The organism is Marinobacter sp. CP1 (assembly GCF_001266795.1).
Lineage (GTDB): Bacteria > Pseudomonadota > Gammaproteobacteria > Pseudomonadales > Oleiphilaceae > Marinobacter > Marinobacter flavimaris.
The window spans coordinates 4,349,690-4,366,952 of record NZ_CP011929.1 but is presented as its reverse complement, the minus strand read 5'-3'; the positions used below and the strand labels follow the sequence as shown (position 1 = coordinate 4,366,952).

At 54.4% G+C, this 17,263-nt stretch carries 17 protein-coding genes and 1 pseudogene; 7 read left to right on the top strand and 11 right to left on the bottom strand.

Annotated features, from left to right (window positions below; genetic code table 11):
* Positions 1-4: 4 nt before the first annotated feature.
* The 5 genes from ACP86_RS20170 to ACP86_RS20150 all read right to left on the bottom strand — a co-directional run bounded on the left by ACP86_RS20170 (position 5) and on the right by ACP86_RS20150 (position 4,753).
* Positions 5-1,180, bottom strand: coding sequence for an efflux RND transporter periplasmic adaptor subunit (locus ACP86_RS20170; RefSeq protein WP_053115239.1), 1,176 nt, complete (start codon positions 1,178-1,180; stop codon positions 5-7).
* Between the two features lie 276 nt (positions 1,181-1,456).
* Complete coding sequence (locus tag ACP86_RS20165; RefSeq protein WP_008172270.1) at positions 1,457-1,789, bottom strand: tRNA-binding protein; 333 nt, start codon at positions 1,787-1,789, stop codon at positions 1,457-1,459.
* A gap of 16 nt (positions 1,790-1,805) precedes the next feature.
* Positions 1,806-2,705: a DMT family transporter gene (locus ACP86_RS20160; protein WP_008172268.1), complete on the bottom strand. Its 900-nt coding sequence runs from the start codon at positions 2,703-2,705 to the stop codon at positions 1,806-1,808.
* 88 nt (positions 2,706-2,793) lie between these two features.
* The gene (locus tag ACP86_RS20155) at positions 2,794-3,432 is read right to left on the bottom strand and encodes a helix-turn-helix domain-containing protein (RefSeq protein WP_227507768.1); all 639 of its coding nucleotides are present in this window, start codon (positions 3,430-3,432) and stop codon (positions 2,794-2,796) included.
* A gap of 157 nt (positions 3,433-3,589) precedes the next feature.
* The gene (locus tag ACP86_RS20150) at positions 3,590-4,753 is read right to left on the bottom strand and encodes an iron-containing alcohol dehydrogenase (RefSeq protein ID WP_053115237.1); all 1,164 of its coding nucleotides are present in this window, start codon (positions 4,751-4,753) and stop codon (positions 3,590-3,592) included.
* 166 nt (positions 4,754-4,919) lie between these two features.
* Between ACP86_RS20150 and ACP86_RS20145 the strand changes: the two genes are divergently transcribed.
* Positions 4,920-5,807: an AraC family transcriptional regulator gene (locus ACP86_RS20145; RefSeq protein WP_053115236.1), complete on the top strand. Its 888-nt coding sequence runs from the start codon at positions 4,920-4,922 to the stop codon at positions 5,805-5,807.
* Positions 5,808-5,821: 14 nt separating this feature from the next.
* Here ACP86_RS20145 and ACP86_RS20140 read toward each other — a convergent pair whose 3' ends face one another.
* The 3 genes from ACP86_RS20140 to ACP86_RS20130 form a co-directional block, all read right to left on the bottom strand.
* A complete protein-coding gene (locus ACP86_RS20140) occupies positions 5,822-6,772 on the bottom strand; it encodes a LysR family transcriptional regulator (protein WP_053115235.1) in 951 nt (316 codons plus the stop codon).
* Positions 6,773-6,906: 134 nt separating this feature from the next.
* On the bottom strand, positions 6,907-7,230 hold the full coding sequence (trxA, locus tag ACP86_RS20135; RefSeq protein WP_008172259.1) for a thioredoxin: 324 nt from the start codon (positions 7,228-7,230) through the stop codon (positions 6,907-6,909).
* 118 nt (positions 7,231-7,348) lie between these two features.
* Entirely contained in the window at positions 7,349-8,374 is a 1,026-nt protein-coding gene (locus ACP86_RS20130) for a lipid A deacylase LpxR family protein (protein WP_053115234.1), read from the bottom strand.
* A gap of 292 nt (positions 8,375-8,666) precedes the next feature.
* On the opposite strand from ACP86_RS20130, the gene ACP86_RS20125 reads away from it, so the two are divergent.
* Positions 8,667-8,918, top strand: coding sequence for a hypothetical protein (locus ACP86_RS20125; protein WP_008172254.1), 252 nt, complete (start codon positions 8,667-8,669; stop codon positions 8,916-8,918).
* A gap of 88 nt (positions 8,919-9,006) precedes the next feature.
* Here the strand turns inward: ACP86_RS20125 and ACP86_RS20120 are convergent, their stop codons facing one another.
* Positions 9,007-10,116 (bottom strand): alcohol dehydrogenase family protein, encoded by a 1,110-nt coding sequence (locus tag ACP86_RS20120; RefSeq protein ID WP_008172251.1) that lies wholly within the window; start codon positions 10,114-10,116, stop codon positions 9,007-9,009.
* 160 nt (positions 10,117-10,276) lie between these two features.
* Here ACP86_RS20120 and ACP86_RS20115 point away from each other — a divergent pair, with 160 nt between their 5' ends.
* Complete coding sequence (locus tag ACP86_RS20115; protein ID WP_008172249.1) at positions 10,277-11,143, top strand: LysR family transcriptional regulator; 867 nt, start codon at positions 10,277-10,279, stop codon at positions 11,141-11,143.
* Between the two features lie 665 nt (positions 11,144-11,808).
* Here ACP86_RS20115 and ACP86_RS20105 read toward each other — a convergent pair.
* Positions 11,809-12,297, bottom strand: a complete 489-nt coding sequence (locus ACP86_RS20105) for a DUF6560 family protein (RefSeq protein WP_008172247.1) — start codon at positions 12,295-12,297, stop codon at positions 11,809-11,811.
* Positions 12,298-12,461: 164 nt separating this feature from the next.
* Between ACP86_RS20105 and ACP86_RS20095 the strand changes: the two genes are divergently transcribed.
* From ACP86_RS20095 to ACP86_RS20080, 3 genes and pseudogenes are all read left to right on the top strand, one after another.
* Positions 12,462-13,624, top strand: a protein-coding gene (locus ACP86_RS20095) for an IS3 family transposase (protein ID WP_085986438.1) whose coding sequence is annotated in 2 segments (ribosomal slippage) — positions 12,462-12,717 and positions 12,717-13,624 — 1,164 coding nt in all. Because the reading frame shifts where the segments join, the coding sequence is not laid out codon by codon here.
* A 16-nt stretch (positions 13,625-13,640) separates the two neighbouring features.
* A pseudogene (locus tag ACP86_RS22340) lies at positions 13,641-13,850 on the top strand (IS110 family transposase); the annotation flags it as partial.
* Between the two features lie 1,105 nt (positions 13,851-14,955).
* A complete protein-coding gene (locus tag ACP86_RS20080; RefSeq protein WP_053115232.1) occupies positions 14,956-15,645 on the top strand; it encodes a hypothetical protein in 690 nt (229 codons plus the stop codon).
* 2 nt (positions 15,646-15,647) lie between these two features.
* On the opposite strand, the gene ACP86_RS20075 is transcribed toward ACP86_RS20080, so the two are convergent.
* The gene (locus tag ACP86_RS20075; RefSeq protein WP_227507767.1) at positions 15,648-16,004 is read right to left on the bottom strand and encodes a hypothetical protein; all 357 of its coding nucleotides are present in this window, start codon (positions 16,002-16,004) and stop codon (positions 15,648-15,650) included.
* A gap of 229 nt (positions 16,005-16,233) precedes the next feature.
* Between ACP86_RS20075 and ACP86_RS20070 the strand changes: the two genes are divergently transcribed.
* Positions 16,234-17,196 (top strand): IS1595 family transposase, encoded by a 963-nt coding sequence (locus tag ACP86_RS20070; RefSeq protein ID WP_041336099.1) that lies wholly within the window; start codon positions 16,234-16,236, stop codon positions 17,194-17,196.
* The last annotated feature ends 67 nt before the right edge of the window (positions 17,197-17,263 follow it).

Below are 17,263 nucleotides of genomic sequence, written 5' to 3'. Positions count from 1 at the left end.
GGCCTCAGAACTTTACGCCAGCGGTCTGCTGAACTTCCGGTGCGTGTTCTTCAAGTGTGAAGGCCACGTCGGACGGTGCTTCTGACAGCATGACCGGAGCGATGGTCATGCCAGGACCTACCTTGGCCGTCCCGTTCGCCACCACCACATCGCCTTCGGCAATGCCCTGCTCAACCACACGGAAGGTACCGAAACGCTCACCGACGGTGACCGGGGTGTAGCTCGTTTCCCCCTGCTCGTTGACGGTCAGTACGAAACGGCTGTCGAGATCGGTTGCGATGGCACGATCAGGAACCATGATCTTCTGCTCGGTTGCGGCCACGGCAACCTTCACACGGGCAAAGGCACCCGGTACCAGAGCCTCTCCGGAATCGGCCAATACCGCGCGCAGACGCAGGGTGCCCGTGTTGGTGTCGATAGTGTTATCAACGAAGTCGATCTCGCCCTCGTGGGGGAAGTCCTGCTCACCGGTCAGCTGAATACGCACCGGCGCGCCCAGGGCGCGATCACGGGCGCGGAAGAATCGATACCAGGTGCCCTCATCCATATCGAAATAGGCGTATCGGTCCTGATTCGACGCGATGGTGGTCAATCGGCTCTGGTTGGCGGTCACGGTATTTCCGGCGGTAATGTTGGCCCGGGAAATAACCCCGTCGATTGGCGAACGGATCGTGGCATAGCTCAGTTGCAGTTCCGCCTCCTTGAGCTGCGCGTTGAGGGAGGACACCTCGGCCTCAGCCTGCTGGCGCGCGGAATCCCGCAGTTCAGCCTGTTCTTCAGAAATGGCGTTGCTCCGCAGCAGCCGCCCTGCCCGTTCGGCTTCCGCCGTGGCCTGATAGAGCGCCGCTTTTGCCCGGGCCAGTTCGGCATTAAGCTGTTCTACTCGGGCTGTCAGGTGACGGTCATCCAGTTGGAACAGGATGTCGCCCTTACTCACCTTCTGGCCTTCTACAAAGTGCACCTCATCAACCACACCAGACAGTCGGGGCCGCAGCTCGACGTTTTCTGGGGCTTCAATACGGGTGGTGTAAGTTTTCTGGGGCTGAACCCGGGCACTGGCAGCGGCAACCACCTCTACCGAAGGCGGCTCCGGCTGGCTCGCGGTGCCCTGAGCTGCGCTTTCGCAGCCGGCAAGAACAAACACAGCCGCGCTGAGCACGGCAAGAATTCGATAAGTCATGGACTCGATCCTTAATCGTTCATGATGGGGACTTCGGCGCCGGCGCGGACAGGTTTGTCCTCGAACCCGCGCCGGAGTCGTTCGTGACGGGAATTATCTTTGCTCGAGCAGGGTAAATATAATCACCATGCGGTATTGCACTCATCATCACTGGTGATAATGCTCAGGATTCATGCAGGAGGGGGATTTGGAGAGCCAGAACGTCCTCAGAGTCAGGGCGCTGATCGACTCTCTAGGAGAGAAAGCCCGGGAACGCAGCGAACCGCACTCTTTAGATTAAAACAGCCGTTCCCCATTCTCGACCTCAGAATCAGGGCTTACCAGCGTTACCACGCCTGTTTCGGTTTTGAACCCGGTTACGAGACACTCAGAGACGAACGGACCGATCTGCTTCGGAGGGAAGTTCGTGACAGCCAATACCTGCTTGCCCAGCAGGTCCTCCTTCGAATACAGCTCCGTAATCTGGGCACTGGACTTTCGCACGCCCACTTCCGGGCCAAAGTCCACTTTCAGTTTGTAGGCCGGTTTTCTAGCTTCAGGGAACGGCTGCACTTCAATAATGGTGCCAACCCGTAATTCCACTTTTTCAAAATCTTCCCAGGAAATCATTCTTCATCCTCCGTTGTTACACAGCTTCATGATTTACAGTTTTGGCAGTCTCTGTGTTTCGGGTTTTTCCAGCTACCAGTGATCCGGACACAATCAGCGTGCTGGCACCTGCGACGGCCATGGTTGCCTCGCCGAAGCCAAAAACGATGAGCAAGATGACCGAAATGAGGGGTGCGCTGTATGCCAGGGTTCCCAGCAGCTGGATGTTCCCGTGTTTTACCCCGTAATCCCAGGTGAAAAAGGCTATGCCCACGGGACCAAGGCCCAGCCCGACCACTCCGACCCATTGGCTTGCGCCATCCGGCCACACCGTTTGCTCCCACATCAGGTGGCACATCCAAGCCAGGACCGCGGTAACACCACAAAACCAGCCAACAGCATCGGTAGGCACAGATTTTACCAGACGGCTGAGCACCGAATAGGACGACCAGATCAAGGCGCAGGCGAACGCCACTAAGTAGCCATCCAGATTCTGGGCACTGAAGCCGCTGCTATTCCGACCGATCAGCAACCAGCAGCCAACCAGTGCCATCACCGCCCCGGCGATGTGCTGTGCCCGCAAGGACTCGCCCGGCAAGAGCGCCGAAAACAGGACAATGAACAGCGGCCAGAGATAGGCCAGCAGGCTGACCTCGACCGCCGGTGCCAGGGTCATGGCCTTGAAGTAGGCAAAGTGATAGCCGAACAGGCCCACCACACCGATGGTCCAGGCAAATGCGGATTGCTTCGCGAAGCGGATGCCCGAGTGCCCGCCCTTGAACCAACGGACACACATCAGTGCAAAAGCCAGTGTAAAGGTCATGGCCATGAGCTGAAATTCCGGAATCTGCCCGCCGGTAAGTTTGGTCAGCAGAGCCAGGGTGCCCCATAAAAGCACCGATATTGAGCCAATCCAGGTGGCGGATGCCGCGGTCATAGTTGCGTCCTCTCAGTCAGAGATCAATCAGTTCAGACGCAACAGCTTATTGAGCCGGTGATGGGCAGGCTTTCAGAATTCGGAACGGTTATTTCGAAAGTCGGCGAAAATGACTGGGAGAGTGCCCGAAATGTTGGGCGAATCGATCACTGAAGGCTGACAGTGAGCTATAGCCCACGGCGTCGGCGATGTGCTGGATCGACAGGTCACCCCGCTCGAGCAGTTGCCACGCCGTCTGCATCCGCAACTCGGTCAGATAATGATGGGGCGTCAAGCCCACCTGCTCCCGGAACAGCTGGTTCAGTTGCCGCACACTCAGGTGCGCGATGGTGGCCAGTTGATTGACGGTGATCTTCTGATGGTAATGTTCGTCGATGAAGCGTTTCGCCACGTCCACTCGACGATCCAGCCGTAAACGGTCTCCGAAGCGCTCATGCAGCAGCTGGATCAGCAACAGCAACATCTGGTGTTGAGTCTGAGAGCCTTCCGCGCCCTGTTGCAACTGGGCATGGAGAAACTGCACGTAATGCTCCAGTCCGGCATCGAGCTGCACGAAACAGGGCAGACGGTCCAGCATCGGAGCCAAGCCATCTGGAACGTCTGCGACCACAAACCGGTTGTCATCCCGGGCTTCGAAATCGTGATCCTGACCGGCGGCGATGATCGCCGCTCTGCCCTCGGCCACTTCCCCGGCCCGACTATTTACCGACAGAGAAAGTTTTCCCACCAAGGGCAGCACCAACTGATGATGATCATGGGCGTGTGTTTGCCCATGATCGCTGTAACTCTTCAGTTGGATTTTTGATCGCGCGTTCTTCATGGCTTCGCATCATACAGAACAGCGTTCACTTCGGGCAGGTTATCGATCGATGCTCCGGGATTTCTCACTCACTGAAGGCATCGATCAAAACCTGGTGGCTGATCTCTGGTGTCATGTCGCCCCGCTCCGAGAGCTCGGTCATACCATGGGCTTTCAACGCCTCGACGATGTCGGCCACCTGATTTTCTTTGACCCCGTATTGATCCAGGCGAGTGTGTACGCCCAGGCTCTCGAAGAATGCACGGGTTCGGGCGATGGCCTGGTCGATGCGCTCTTCCTCAGAGCCGTCGACAATGCCCCATACTCGCTCGGCGTACTGCAGGAGTTTTTCCCGCTTCTGCTCTTTACGGAGTTTCCAGACCGACGGCAGGATGATAGCGAGACTCTGCCCGTGATCGATGCCGAACATGGCGGTCAGTTCGTGCCCGATCATATGGGTACTCCAATCCTGGGGAACGCCCACGCCAATGTAGCCATTCAGCGCCGAGGTAGCCGCCCAGACCAGATTTGCACGGGCATCGTAGTCCTCCGGGTTGGCCAGCGTGACCGGGCCCACCTCGATCAGGGTCTTGAGAATACCTTCAGCGGTGCGGTCCTGAATCTGTGCGTTGACCGGATAAGTTACATACTGTTCAACCACGTGCACGAAGGCGTCGACCACGCCGTTGGCGACCTGCCTGGTGGGCAGGGAGAAGGTCAGCGACGGGTCCAGGAACGAGAACGTCGGATACAACAGCGGGCTCATTACCGGCCATTTCCCGCCCTTATGGGAGACGACGGCGCCCATGTTCATTTCAGAGCCTGTCGCCGGCAGGGTGGCGACGGTGCCGAGTGGCAGTGCCTGTTCCACTGGAAGGCCGGCAAAGCCATGCTCCAGCAGACTTTCCTCGTCGCCCTCAAACGGCGCAGCCGCGGCCACGAACTTGGTGCCGTCCATCACCGAGCCACCGCCAACGGCCAGCAGGAAATCGACGCTTTCCCGGCGGACAAGATCCACCGCTTCCATCAGGGTTTCGTAGCGCGGGTTGGGCTCAATGCCGGCAAACTCGAACACCGTCCGATTACCCAGGCCGGCCAGAACTTTATCGAGGGTACCGAACCGCTTGACGCTGCCGCCACCGTACAGAACCAGCACCCGAGAATTCTTGGGAATGAGCTGATCCAGCTCCTGCAGACGGTCTTTGCCGAACACAATCCGGGTTGGATTGTAGAAATCAAAATTTTGCATAATCCTCTCTCCTCATCAAAGCGTGGAGAGATTGTATCGCCGCAAGACCAAATCAGAATGGGCATTTCGATCAATGGCATGCCTTTTCCTATCATTAACGATACGACTAGGCATTTTAATGCATCGCAGGTAAGATGGCGTCTTCACCCATTCAGGAGACCGACCGATGCCCACACTCGCCCAACTGCTGGCCCCACTTGCAGCGACCGAGGGCTACAACCCAACACCGATTGAGGGCGTCGGGGTCTACCGAAGCAACGAAACCACGGGCAGAGAGCCGCTCTGTTACAGCCAGGGCATCATTATCATGGCCCAAGGCACCAAACGGGTGTTTCTCGACAACCAGGTGTACGAGTACAACCCCGACAATTACCTGGTGCTTACCCTGCCCACGCCCGCTGACTGCGAGGCGATCACACTACCCGATGGTCCCCTGCTCTCCCTGGTCATGGACCTGGATCTGTCGGCATTGCATGAGCTGGTGCGGATTTTTGATGAGTGCCGTCAGACCGGCGGTGCCAACGCTCCTTCGTTGAATGCGCACACCTTGTACGTGGCTCCGGCCACGCGCGCCTTCAACGCCAGCGTGGTTCGGCTGGCCGAGGCGCTGAATGACCCGCTGGCGGCCAAGGCCCTCGGACCGGGCCTGAAAAAGGAACTGTTGCTGCACGCGCTCCGGGGCCCGAACGGCGCCTCGCTGGTGGATCTGGTGCGGCATAACACCCAACTTTCCCGACTGGAGCCGGTGCTCAAACACGTCCATACGCACTTTTCGGAACCGCTGGATGTCGAACAGCTGGCCGCTCTTGCCAACATGAGTCCGGCGAGCTTCCACCGCAACTTCCGGCAAGTGGCTGCCCAGTCCCCCATTCAGTACATCAAGCGGATTCGGCTGACCCGGGCCCGGGAGCTGCTGGTGGATCAGGGTGTGAAGGTCAGCCAGGCCGCATCTCTGGTTGGCTACGAAAGCGCCAGCCAGTTCAGCCGGGAGTTCAAGCGGTTTTACGGGCAACCACCACAAACGGTCGCCATAGCGCTACCCTCCACCGCCTGAATCGTTGCACCGACTCAGACTGCCTTGAGCTGGTGCCGTCCACAGGGAGAATTGGCCATGATGTCATGCCACCGGTCCTGGAGCAGATTCTCCATTTTTTCCCGGAGCCAAACGACGCCGGGGTCCCGGTCATGACGGGCGTGCCAGATCAGGTATAGACTCGTCGGATCGACGTCGAAGGGAAGCTCACCCATCCAAAGGCCATTCACGAAACCGCAATCCTGGCTGATCAATTCAGGGACAGCAGCAATGAGGTTGGTTTCTCTGAGTACTGCCGGAACGGTTGAGAAATGATTAACAGTCGCCGCTATCCGGCGGCTCATACCCTTCTGATCGAGATAGCTGTCCACGAAGCCATGGGCATCGCCTGACATACTTACCAGAAGATGTCGCGCCTCAAGGAATTCTTCCATGGTAATCTGTCGACCGGCCAGCGGATGATCGGCGCGCATGGCGAGCACGTAGCCCCCCTCGAAAAGCCAGGTGCTTCGCAGGCTGTAATCGTGTTGAGATAAAACGCCCACCGCCACATCAACATGGGCTTCTCTCAGATCGGCGTGGGTGCCTTCGGGTGTGTAAGGCACCGCGTGTACATCAACACCGGGCGCTTCGCTTTCAAGCATTTGCACCAATTGACGCCAGATCATTTCAACAATGGCATCCGTGACCGCAACACGAAAGGTGCGGTTTGACGTGCTCGGATCAAACTGGGTTGCGCTGACCGCGTTGGTCAGTGCAAACATGTGATCGCTGACCTGGTCCCAGAGGCTTAATGCATAGGACGTGGGTTCAATCTGACGCCCTTTTCGCACAAAAAGAGGATCGTTCCAGATCTGACGCATTCGCGATATAGCATTGGAAACCGCCGGCTGCGTCATGGCGAGCCGGTCTGCTGCGCGTGTCACCGACCGCTCGGTCATGATGGCGTCAAAAATATACAACAACTGTAGTTCTTGTGTTTTCATTCCATATACCTGGGGCGATTGAACCGGCATAAGTCTGGCCCGGATTACACACAACCGCAATTGCAGTATTCCTGTAGACCTTTTGCCGCCCACAGAACGCAGAAAGCCTCCGCTAGGGAAGCTTTGGTTCCGGTTTACAGATGTCCTTTTACAAAGGTTCTCAGTTCACCCAGGCTTCCGGCTCCGGTTTTCTGGGCGATCATTCCGCCGTCATCAAAGAGAGCCAGCGTCGGAATGCTCCGGATACGCATTCTTGCAGTAATCTCGGGGCTGTCGTCCACGTTGACCTTGGCGATGGTTAGCGCCTCGCCGAACTCATCGGCGATCTCCTCAAGCATTGGTGCAACAGTTTTGCATGGCCCACACCACGGTGCCCAGAAATCCACCAGCACCGGCTGCTCGCTTTGCTCGACCGCTTCTTTAAAGTTTGTATCGGTTACTTCGATGATCTTGCTCATTTCACAGTCTCCTTTGCCCTGTGGGTTAGTGAAAGAATGAGGCCTTCACGGGGTTAAAACTAATTCCGGTGCGGTATATGTTCCATTCAGTGATCTGATGAATGGTCACCGGCGGCCTTCACAGCCGCTTGCTAAACACAATGCCACCCCAGGCGAGGGTGCGGTTTCCCGTACCAGATTTAATTTCGGAGCTTTGAACTCGCAGCACGTAACTGATTTCGCTGCCGCCGAGAAAACTGTGGGTGTAGCCTCCCCAGACTTCAGCCAGCAGAATGTTCAGATCATTGGCGGTCAGCTCGTGGTCTGAATCGCGAAACTGCCCCTGAAGAAATGCGTTGTACGCCCGCGCTTTTACGGACAAACCGCCCCAGAAATAGCTCTCACGGCCACCTGGTGCCGAAACACCCGGCGCTCGTTCGCCATAAGCCATCAGCTCAGGGTTAAAACGGTTGTCTGGCGAGGAAATCAGTCCATCACGGAACACCAGCGCCGCGCCGAATTCCGTCAAATAGCCCACTGATCCAAAATAGGTCACTTTGTATTGCTGATCGGGTTGGCTGGCGTCCAGGTACTGGTGATACGCCGCTGAGTATCGGAACGTCGGCTCACCGCCCTCCGAGATCTGATGATCCCATCCGTTTGCGCGATCGCTACCCACCACCTTGTGCACAGCATTTTGCCCGGCTTTGAACGCGTCGAGCCCGAGAATCCCGACGGTCATCGACGTTGTCCAACCGGAGCCTGCACCGGGGGATTCATAACTCTGGCTAGACGACATATAGACCAGGCTGCTGTATGGCCGATCACTTCGATCAATGTCCGATGCGCTGATCTCCTCAGGGGTAAAACCATAAGCACCGAATTCAAGCGCGGCGCTTTCGGGGATTTCGACGCTGCCCCCCACAATAGGTAGCAACAAACCGTCCAAGCCTTGGCTCACCTGGGACACGGGGTTATCAATGAATTCTTGTGAGTTGGATGAATAGGTAATGGCGAGACCCGCTGTATAGTCTCTGTCTGTTTGTGTCGGCGCAAACAGGTCATTGTCTGTCGAAAGCGCAAGTACCGAGTCGCCAGGCTCTGCGTGCGCAAAAGGAGCGAATACAACTGTTGCGAGGGAAGCAATTAGTAAACGACGAAACATAGCCAACTCCGAATTCAGATCGGTCGAAAAGTTGGCTGCTATTTTTCAAGTAGCGGGCTGGCAGGACTAATTATGGATTGATATTCAAAACATCATTGAGGGTTATGTATAAGCATAAATACGGCCACTAAATGTGCGGTTGCGCGTTAGTTACATCACGGAAAATGATGTTAGCCATACCGTTTAAGAATTATTCCTTCGGCAGCCTTCGCCTCCATAATTCTCCCATCTGATGCCCGAACAGCTTTTGCCGCGGGATCAGCTGAACCCACTCAATGTTTGGAGAATTGAAATGCGTAAAGCTGCACTGATTACCCTGGCTTCACTCATGGCTGCGACTGCCCTTCCCGCTCACGCAACTCTGGCAGACCGAAAGTCAGACCAGCCGAGCACCGAAGAGGCCCATCCCGCGCCCTACAGCGGCCAGGTCGTTATTCGTGGTGAAATTCAGGACCGGAACGCGAACCATGAAAACGCAGAGCCGGCCCCTTACAGCGGTCAGGTTGTTATCCGTGGCGAGGTGCGCTCCGAAAGCCACGGTTGAGGCATTCCTGTTTCAGAAGTTTCATTTGCGTCTTGGCACCAGGGACGGTGCGTTTTTATCAGCTTTCTCTTCCTACCTGCTCTCTTGTTCAGTGATTCTGTTCGGCAACTTCAATCGCGAGTTTGCCGGAGAAGCGCTTGGTCATAAAATCTTGCTGAGCCGTTACCACATCACGCAGAGCGTATCTTTTCGCTACTACGGGCCGGATTACATCCCGCTCAATGTAGCCAATCAGATTCTCGAACACCTTTTTGGGCTGCCAGGTGGAACCCAACAGGCTCAGATCTTTCAGGTACAGAGTACGAACATCCAGCTCCACCATTGGCCCTGCAATGGCCCCCGAGGCGACGTAACGACCGCCTCGGCTAAGCACCTCCAATAACTCCGGCCACTGCGGGCCAGCGACCAGATCCGCCACTACCTGAACGCTGTCCTGCTCCAGTACTTCCAGCAGCGATTCCCCCCTGGGAACGACCTGGTCAGCGCCCAGCAAACGCACCTCGTCGAACTTGGATTCACCGCACACGGCGATGACCTCGGCACCCCGGCGTTTCGCCAGCTGAATTGCTGCTGATCCAACGCCGCCGGAAGCGCCTGTGATTAGAATCCGTTCTCCGGCTTTCAGGTCGGCTCTGTCCAGCATGCCTTCAGCGGTTGAGTATGCACAGGGAAAAGACGCCAGCTCGGTGTCGCTCAGTGTGCTGTTAACCGCAAACACTTCGCTGGATCTCGCCACGGCATACTCGGCGTAGCCGCCATTGCACTCGGAACCAAATGTGATGAGGTTGTAGGAGGACGGGTTATCAGGCGACTGTTGCATGGGGCGAACCAGCACTCGCTCGCCGATCCGTCCCCGGTCCACTGCCTCACCGACCGCAACGATGGTTCCGCACACATCGGCTCCCTGAATACGCGGAAAGCTCAAGGGCTTTCCGGACCAGGTACCGTCTTCCTCGCTGGCCGTCTCAAATCCGGATGCCGCTCCTTGATCCGTTCCCGTTGTCACGCCCTTGGAATACCAGCCTGTGCGGGTATTTATGTCGGTGTTGTTAATGGCACTAGCACCGACCTTGATAAGCACCTCTCCCACCCCGGCCTTGGGCACGTTAAGGTTCTCCCGGAATTCGAGTTTATCCAAACCGCCATGCCCGGTGAGAACAACTCCTGTCATGGTCTCAGGGATATCGATGTGATTCATGGTGTCATCTCCTCGTTCGTGCCAGACCCATTGGCCTGATCACTAAATCGTCAATTGCAATGAATATGGCGACATCATAAAAGTGCAGAGTAGTTCAATCAAACGAATATTGCTGATATGATAATTTAGGTTTTGTGATACATGAACGAAGACGAATCCTATGAAACCCTTACTGGATCTGGACCTATTGAACACCTTCGCCGCCGTGGTAGAGGCAGGCGGTTTTAAAGAGGCATCGAGTCGCTTGTACCGCTCGCAAGCAGCTGTCAGCATGCAGATCAAGCGCCTGGAAGAACAGCTGGGGCAGCGACTTCTTGAACGGAGTAACCAGGGCATCAAGCTTACGGAGCCCGGTAAAACGTTGCTGAGTTACATTGACAGACTGCTGCGTCTGAACAATGAGACGCTGAGTGCGCTTAGCGCGGAGCCCCTGCGAGGGCCGGTGCACTTCGGAATACCCACAGATTATGCCCACCCGTTCCTAAAGCAGTTCATTCCTCGCATTCGGAAGGCCTTTCCCGAGCTGGTGCCCCGGATTACCTGTGGCCGCAGCCGTAAACTCCGGGAACTGGTAACCACCGGGGATCTGGATGTGGCCATTGTTACGGGCGAGCCTCAGTTCTCCCCGGAGAAAAACTTGTGGTCGGAAGCTCTGTACTGGTATGCCCCGGCCGGGCTACCGATCAATACAGAGGAGGCACTCCCGGTTGCCTTGCTGGAAAGCGACTGCGCGTTGCGGGATCTCGCTGCCTCGGATCTGAGGCAGTCCGGCTTGGACTATCATCCGGTACTGACCAGTTCGGACATGGCAAACCTATACTCGGCGGTCGAATCTGGACTGGCAGTGGCCCTTTTGCCAGAGTCGTCGATTACGTCCTCAAGGGTTCGCCCTTTCCAAATCGATCAGCTACCCGGGCAAAGGCTGCTGACCATGAATATAATTGACGCAGGCACCCTGAGCCCCAATTTCATGCAGCCCCTTCAGGAATGCGTCTTGTCGGCTGCCCGGGCCCTTGTCAGAGGTTGATGACCAGGCACACAGACCAAGCCGGTATGACTGAAAAAACCAGGGCACACCCCGATATTCTTTAAATACTTCGCCTCTCCGCGATCAGTAGGAACGGATCATTGGACATCAGGTGCCAATGTTATTAGATGATCGCGAGGAGGAGGCATCGAGAATCCTTTTATTTAGAGTAGTTGGGAAGGCGTAGGCGGTCGCAAAGCGAACATTCGGATAAGGCGACCAATGCCAATGGAGTTGTCTCCGTTTTGGACTTACCGCGATGCATATGACACACCTCAGCCTCAAACGGAGGCCTTTTCAAAGGCCTCGGGACTAACGGGATTGGTTAAGTGACAGCACTGCTGAACATTCCGTACGACGAGAGACCAAATAACGTGAGTGGTAGGACAATATATGCAACTGCATCAGAATACCCCCAACGAGACTCGCGCTTGCGTTTTGAACGCAGCTTGCAAACGGAATATCCGAATAAGGCAAATATGCACGCCCCAGCGTAAGGCATCCAAACTACCTCCTCAGAAGCCAGCAACGACACCGGAATTAGGGGAGACAAGCACCATAGAGTTGCTACGAAATGGGCTCCATCTACCAACTCAACGACTCTGCTCATGTCAATTAACGCCTTGCGCATCAGTTGGAAGTCCATGGCGAGGTTGATGCGTTGGTTAGGTTTGGTCATTTCTTGATATTGAGCGAACATAATTATAAAACTCAATGCTACCCGCCATATGAAGGAAGCATTCAACTTTTTGTCCCTTCGCCCCGACTATTTTAAACGAGGACCCATACCGGCCACGGCTTATGGACACGACTTCCGAAAGCGGTAATCTGACTCTTTTGCCGAAAGCTGATTGGTAGTAAATCATCTTTTCATCGAACCAAATTTTTCGACGAAAGACCTCATTCAAGCTCACTAGCCCTACTCCGACGATAGAGAAAAGAAACCAGTAAACTACTTGAATAACTCTCTCTTCTTGAATTGCAGAATATAAAACAAGGGAGAAAAACAAAGTGAATACGATCACAACTACCTTGAGTACCCAGCCATATTGAACAACCAGCCAACTTCTATCTATCGAAACCTTACCGCTAAGTATAATCCAAAAGAACACAATTTGAGCAAGGAATAGAAGTACATTGTAGAGATACTCCATTAAAACACCTAACGAATGATATAAGCTTCCCCTGCTCCCCAGGCATCGATGTGCCACATTGAAGGTGTCTGACGTCTTCAGCCAGAGCAGGAGGGGTTGTAGTGGTTCAATGATTCCGGACACCAACGTAGGTGGTAATATCGCCACCATAAACGAGGTGTCTGATGACCAGAAAGCGACGTTCTTTTTCTCCTGAGTTCAAACAGGAAGCAGCCAGCTTGGTGCTGGATCAAGGTTACACGATTCCCCAGGCGAGCGTGTCTCTGGGAATTGGTGAAAGTGCTATCCGGCGCTGGGTTAACCAATTGACCGAGGAGCGTGACGGTGTCACCCCGAAGGGCAAGGCGTTAACCCCGGAGCAGCGCCGTATTCAGGAGCTGGAAGCCCGCTGCAAGCGCCTTGAACAGGAGAAAGACATACTAAAAAAGGCTACCGCTCTCTTGATGTCGGACGACATGAATCGTACGCGCTGATAGACCAGTTGAGTGAGCGAATACCTGTTGAAATGGTCTGCAATGCGTTTGATATCAGTCGTTCTAGTTACTACGAATACCGCCAACGGCGGAACCGTGTGGATGTTGAGCGTCTGGCCCTGAAGGCCCAGGTAAACCGGCTGTTCACGAAGAGCCGCAGCTCTGCCGGCAGCCGGACAATAAAGGGCTTACTCAGCGAAGAAGGCATTGTCGTCGGGCGCTTCAAGGTTCGACGTCTGATGAGCGAGTTGGGGCTGATCTGTAAGCAGCCAGGCCCTCACGCTTACAAGCAGGCCACGGTCGAACGACCGGATATCCCGAACCACCTGGCCCGCGAGTTCACGGTAGACCGGCCCAATCAGGCTTGGTGTGGTGACATCACCTACGTCTGGAGCGGCCAGCGGTGGAGTTATCTGGCTGTCGTGCTGGATCTGTATGCTCGCCGCGTTGTTGGTTGGGCGTTGTCATCCAGTCCGGATGCAGATCTGGTCGTCAAAGCTCTGGACCACGCCTGGGAACTGCGCGGTCACCCAGAGAAAGTTATGTTCCATTCGGACCAGGGAAGCCAGTATGCAAGCCGTAAGTTCCGTCAGAGACTATGGCGCTATCGAATGACACAAAGCATGAGCCGACGTGGCAACTGCTGGGACAACGCACCGATGGAGAGGCTGTTCAGGAGCCTGAAATCTGAGTGGATACCGGCCTTGGGATATCGGAACCTGCCTGAGGCCAAAAAAGATGTTGGTGGCTATCTGATGGACTACTACAACCGGCAACGACCTCACACGTTCAACGGTGGTATTTCTCCCGTTGCCGCTGAGGAAAACCTTAAAATACTGTCCGGGATTAGTTGACCACTACAGGGTCATCATGAATGTTACAACCATTGGCATTGATCTGGCGAAAACTGTGTTCAGTATTCACGGCACCAATCAAGACGGCAAGGCCGTGGTTCGTAAACGGCTCAATCGCCCTAAGCTGCTGGCGTTCTTCGCGTAACTGCCACCGTGCCTGATCGGCATGGAGGCCTGTTCCGGTGCCCATTACTGGGCTCGGGAGTTAACCAAACTTAGCCACGATGCTTGGATCACGTACTCACCAATGTTCGCTATTGTTTAAGAGCTTGTGAACGTCCAGAAAGGTCCGCTTTGAAAACAGAGTGGACGCAAAAGTGGGGTGATTTTTTTGCGTGCTACTACATGAACAGAAGTCACGCCGTGGTTTCTTTCAGCTAACCTTTAGGATTTTAGATTAGTATGCTTACTAAACCTAAAAGCGCTTATTCACTCACTCACACGATCATTTGGGATATTTTTTATTGTTATAGTTGCTGCTATTAAGACTAGCTCGACGGGCGAGAGATTGACCATATCGTTTGCAAACCGTTCTCGTTTAGCTCGCGTCCAACCCTTCGCTCCGCGCTTCCAGCGCCCACTTGAGCGGAACTACGTGTTTCAATGTCAATCTCGCTGCTGTTCTGGATGACCTTGCCTGTGAACGGACTGATCCATCGGCCTGAGACCACCCTACAACGACTTTCGTCTGCAAACCGGACGTTGGTTGTGGATTGGGCAACCAATGCCTCAGCACGGCTGTCCTGACAGTCTCCATCAGCATCATCCCAACCGTGACCAAACGCAGACCGTTCATAGCTACGTAGCCTGCTTTGCTGCTCCTGGGCCTGTCGAACCGATGCAAAAGAGACTCCATCTGGTAATTTACCACCTGAATCCAAACAGGCATCAAGGGAGTCGTAGGGTTGATAATTCTGGGTTCGCTCATACCAACTGCTTTGCGGTGGATGGCAAAGGCCACTGTTCGACTTTTTTATAACGGACGCATGGGCCGGAACACTGACGAAACCCACTACCAACGAAAAGAAGAGGGGCAGGATTCTTAAAACGCAAACCATGATGTGTAAATGTCCTCTGGGGTGTAAACTTGCCGTAGGGTGCCAACGTATCATCCCCCGCATCCTGACGCCCCATGGACGATGCTCCACTCCAAGGAAATGACAACGACTAACCAACGGTCGGTGTTACGAATTTGCAGCCCAAAAAGGCTGCGAAGTTTATTCACCAGTAACAGTCGCAGCAAGCTGGCATCAGCCTGAGAACAAAGCGAAGACGTTTGCTTGGCTGCCTAATATCTTTAACGTGAATTGAACGGGAAAGATCGACTATCCATGGCTATTAGCTTTTATGAAAAAGGGGAGCTGACCTCTGGCTTCCACGGCTGGCGAGTTGTTGCCACCATCCGAGGCAAACGCTATCAGAAGTATTTCTCTCTTAAGAGGCCGAACACCCGAATTACTCAAGAACTCTGGTACCAATATCAAGAGACCAGGGCCAAGTACTATGAGGCCCGTTACATGGCCCGCTCCGCAGCACTTCAATATTTGGATTTCATTGGGAAAGACCATCCCACAACCCTCCCCTGTCGCGGTGTTGGCTTCCAGGGCATCACGCTTGGCATCGGAAGTGGGAAAAGTGCTGCACAAGAAACCTGCTATTTCTCCGTAAACAAACGAGGCGCTGCCACCAAATTCTACATTGATGAGCGGGCATCTCTTTCTCAGGCATGGGAGCAGGCCGTAAAACATTGGGGAGAAGCGTTCGATATCCGACCCAAAGACATCGCTAAAAAGCTCGAACAGGTTCCCAGTCCTGATCAGTTCAAATCGCTTCGCAAACAACTGAACGATCACGAGGGCTGCGACTATCAAGCCAGCGTCCTCCATCACGTCTACGCCGAACAGCGAAGCCAGCTGGAAAAACATAGGGCTAAGAAAACCACTAGAGGAAAGCTCAACGAGGACGATCTTCTGGCAATGTACGCGAACCTGGAACGCCAGGTGTCAGAGTTCCAGAATTAGATCTATTCAGTGTCGTGGCCGAAGGACCGGCCCAGCGCGTCCGGTTTAGACGACAAAACCCTGACCATCGGCTGTCGTCCTTCCATGACGCCAACAACTCTGCCATCTCCAATGAAAGCCACTACAATGTAGACACCGGAGCCAAGCCGTTTGTAAGGTTCAAGAATCATCGTTCGCCAAGCTTCGATATCCAATAGAACCGACTTTAACCCCGGAACTAATCGTAGAATCCTTCGATCTGCCACGCCGAGCCAATGATAAAGCTCAATACCATCTTCTGTAACGATGCCTACGGTTTGCATTGAAGCAAACGCTTGAAGGGTGGCATATGCCATATTATGTCGGCGACGAAACTCCATCCCCAGCCCGCTAATCCCCGTGCGCCCAGAGTGGCAAACCAGTATGGTCAGATGGCAAATACCGTAACTTTTCCAAAAACAATGCGGACGGCAACCGATGCTAATGGAGAGTGATGGAATGCCTCCGACTCAATATTGTATAGGCAAGGCTATGTTGGCTTCGGCTGTTGGTACACTCTGATAGTACTGTATATACTACTGTATAAACAGTCCTTCGGTGGAGTGCAACATGAAAAAAGCTGACCTTAGTGCCCTCGAAAAGGCCTTGGCCCACCTCCCGGTTGATCTCAAACAACACCTTGCCCATCAGCTTCTTGGGCAGATCAACGCTCAGTCTCACACTTTGCTTGAAGCGGCCAGATCTCACCGCCGATGCCCTCGTTGTGGATATGAGCACGTCGTCAAATGGGGGCGTTCCAGTGGGTTGCAGCGATATCGATGCCAGAGCCTGACTTGTCACAAGACCTTTAATGCCGTCACAGGAACATCACTGGCCAGGCTGCATCACCGCAACAAGTGGTTTGATTACCTGAGATGTATGCGAGACAGCCTGACCCTGCGGGTATCGGCAGTTCGAGTAGGCATTGATTTAAAGACAGCTTTTAGGTGGCGTCACCGTTTTCTAACAGCCAGTGCAAATGCCAACGCGAATGCCCTCTCCGGCATTGTCGAAGTGGATGAAACCTTTTTTGCCGAGTCCTGCAAAGGCAAGCGCAACATCACGCATCGCAGTTCCAGGAAGCGTGGCGGGCAAAGTAACAGGAAGCATAAAGCGGATAAAATCCCGGTACTTATTGCACGGGATCGCAACGGTAACATCAGCGATCTGGTAGATCCTGCATTAAACAAACCGACGGTTCATGCTTTTCTGACGCCGATTATCAATCCTGACTCGATTCTATGTTCAGATGGCCACAGCTGGTATAAAACCTTTTCCAGAGAGCACGGCATTGCCCACCACCGACTGGTTACACTCGATAATCAGCGAGTGATCGGGAAGGAATACCACATACAGAACGTCAACAGTTATATGAGTCGATTGAAGGGCTGGATGGCGCGGTTTCATGGGGTTGGAACGGCATATCTGCCAAGCTATCTGGCATGGCGGAGGCTATTTGAGCGCGCTCAGCCCTCCGAAGAGGCCTGGCTCCGAATTGCGATCGGCGCAAACCAACAGCCAATGCCAACATAGCGATATGCAAACAGTATTCTGCTGTGCCTGATTCAATAGGTCAAGATTGGGTCGATCAAAGGGGAAA

Coding starts and splice junctions, on each gene's coding strand:
- ACP86_RS20170 (WP_053115239.1), bottom strand. CDS start 1,180: ATGACTTATCGAATTCTTGCCGTGCTCAGCGCGGCTGTGTTTGTTCTT.
- ACP86_RS20165 (WP_008172270.1), bottom strand. CDS start 1,789: ATGATTTCCTGGGAAGATTTTGAAAAAGTGGAATTACGGGTTGGCACC.
- ACP86_RS20160 (WP_008172268.1), bottom strand. CDS start 2,705: ATGACCGCGGCATCCGCCACCTGGATTGGCTCAATATCGGTGCTTTTA.
- ACP86_RS20150 (WP_053115237.1), bottom strand. CDS start 4,753: ATGCAAAATTTTGATTTCTACAATCCAACCCGGATTGTGTTCGGCAAA.
- ACP86_RS20145 (WP_053115236.1), top strand. CDS start 4,920: ATGCCCACACTCGCCCAACTGCTGGCCCCACTTGCAGCGACCGAGGGC.
- ACP86_RS20140 (WP_053115235.1), bottom strand. CDS start 6,772: ATGAAAACACAAGAACTACAGTTGTTGTATATTTTTGACGCCATCATG.
- trxA (WP_008172259.1), bottom strand. CDS start 7,230: ATGAGCAAGATCATCGAAGTAACCGATACAAACTTTAAAGAAGCGGTC.
- ACP86_RS20130 (WP_053115234.1), bottom strand. CDS start 8,374: ATGTTTCGTCGTTTACTAATTGCTTCCCTCGCAACAGTTGTATTCGCT.
- ACP86_RS20125 (WP_008172254.1), top strand. CDS start 8,667: ATGCGTAAAGCTGCACTGATTACCCTGGCTTCACTCATGGCTGCGACT.
- ACP86_RS20120 (WP_008172251.1), bottom strand. CDS start 10,116: ATGAATCACATCGATATCCCTGAGACCATGACAGGAGTTGTTCTCACC.
- ACP86_RS20115 (WP_008172249.1), top strand. CDS start 10,277: ATGAAACCCTTACTGGATCTGGACCTATTGAACACCTTCGCCGCCGTG.
- ACP86_RS20105 (WP_008172247.1), bottom strand. CDS start 12,297: ATGGAGTATCTCTACAATGTACTTCTATTCCTTGCTCAAATTGTGTTC.
- ACP86_RS20080 (WP_053115232.1), top strand. CDS start 14,956: ATGGCTATTAGCTTTTATGAAAAAGGGGAGCTGACCTCTGGCTTCCAC.
- ACP86_RS20075 (WP_227507767.1), bottom strand. CDS start 16,004: ATGGAGTTTCGTCGCCGACATAATATGGCATATGCCACCCTTCAAGCG.
- ACP86_RS20070 (WP_041336099.1), top strand. CDS start 16,234: ATGAAAAAAGCTGACCTTAGTGCCCTCGAAAAGGCCTTGGCCCACCTC.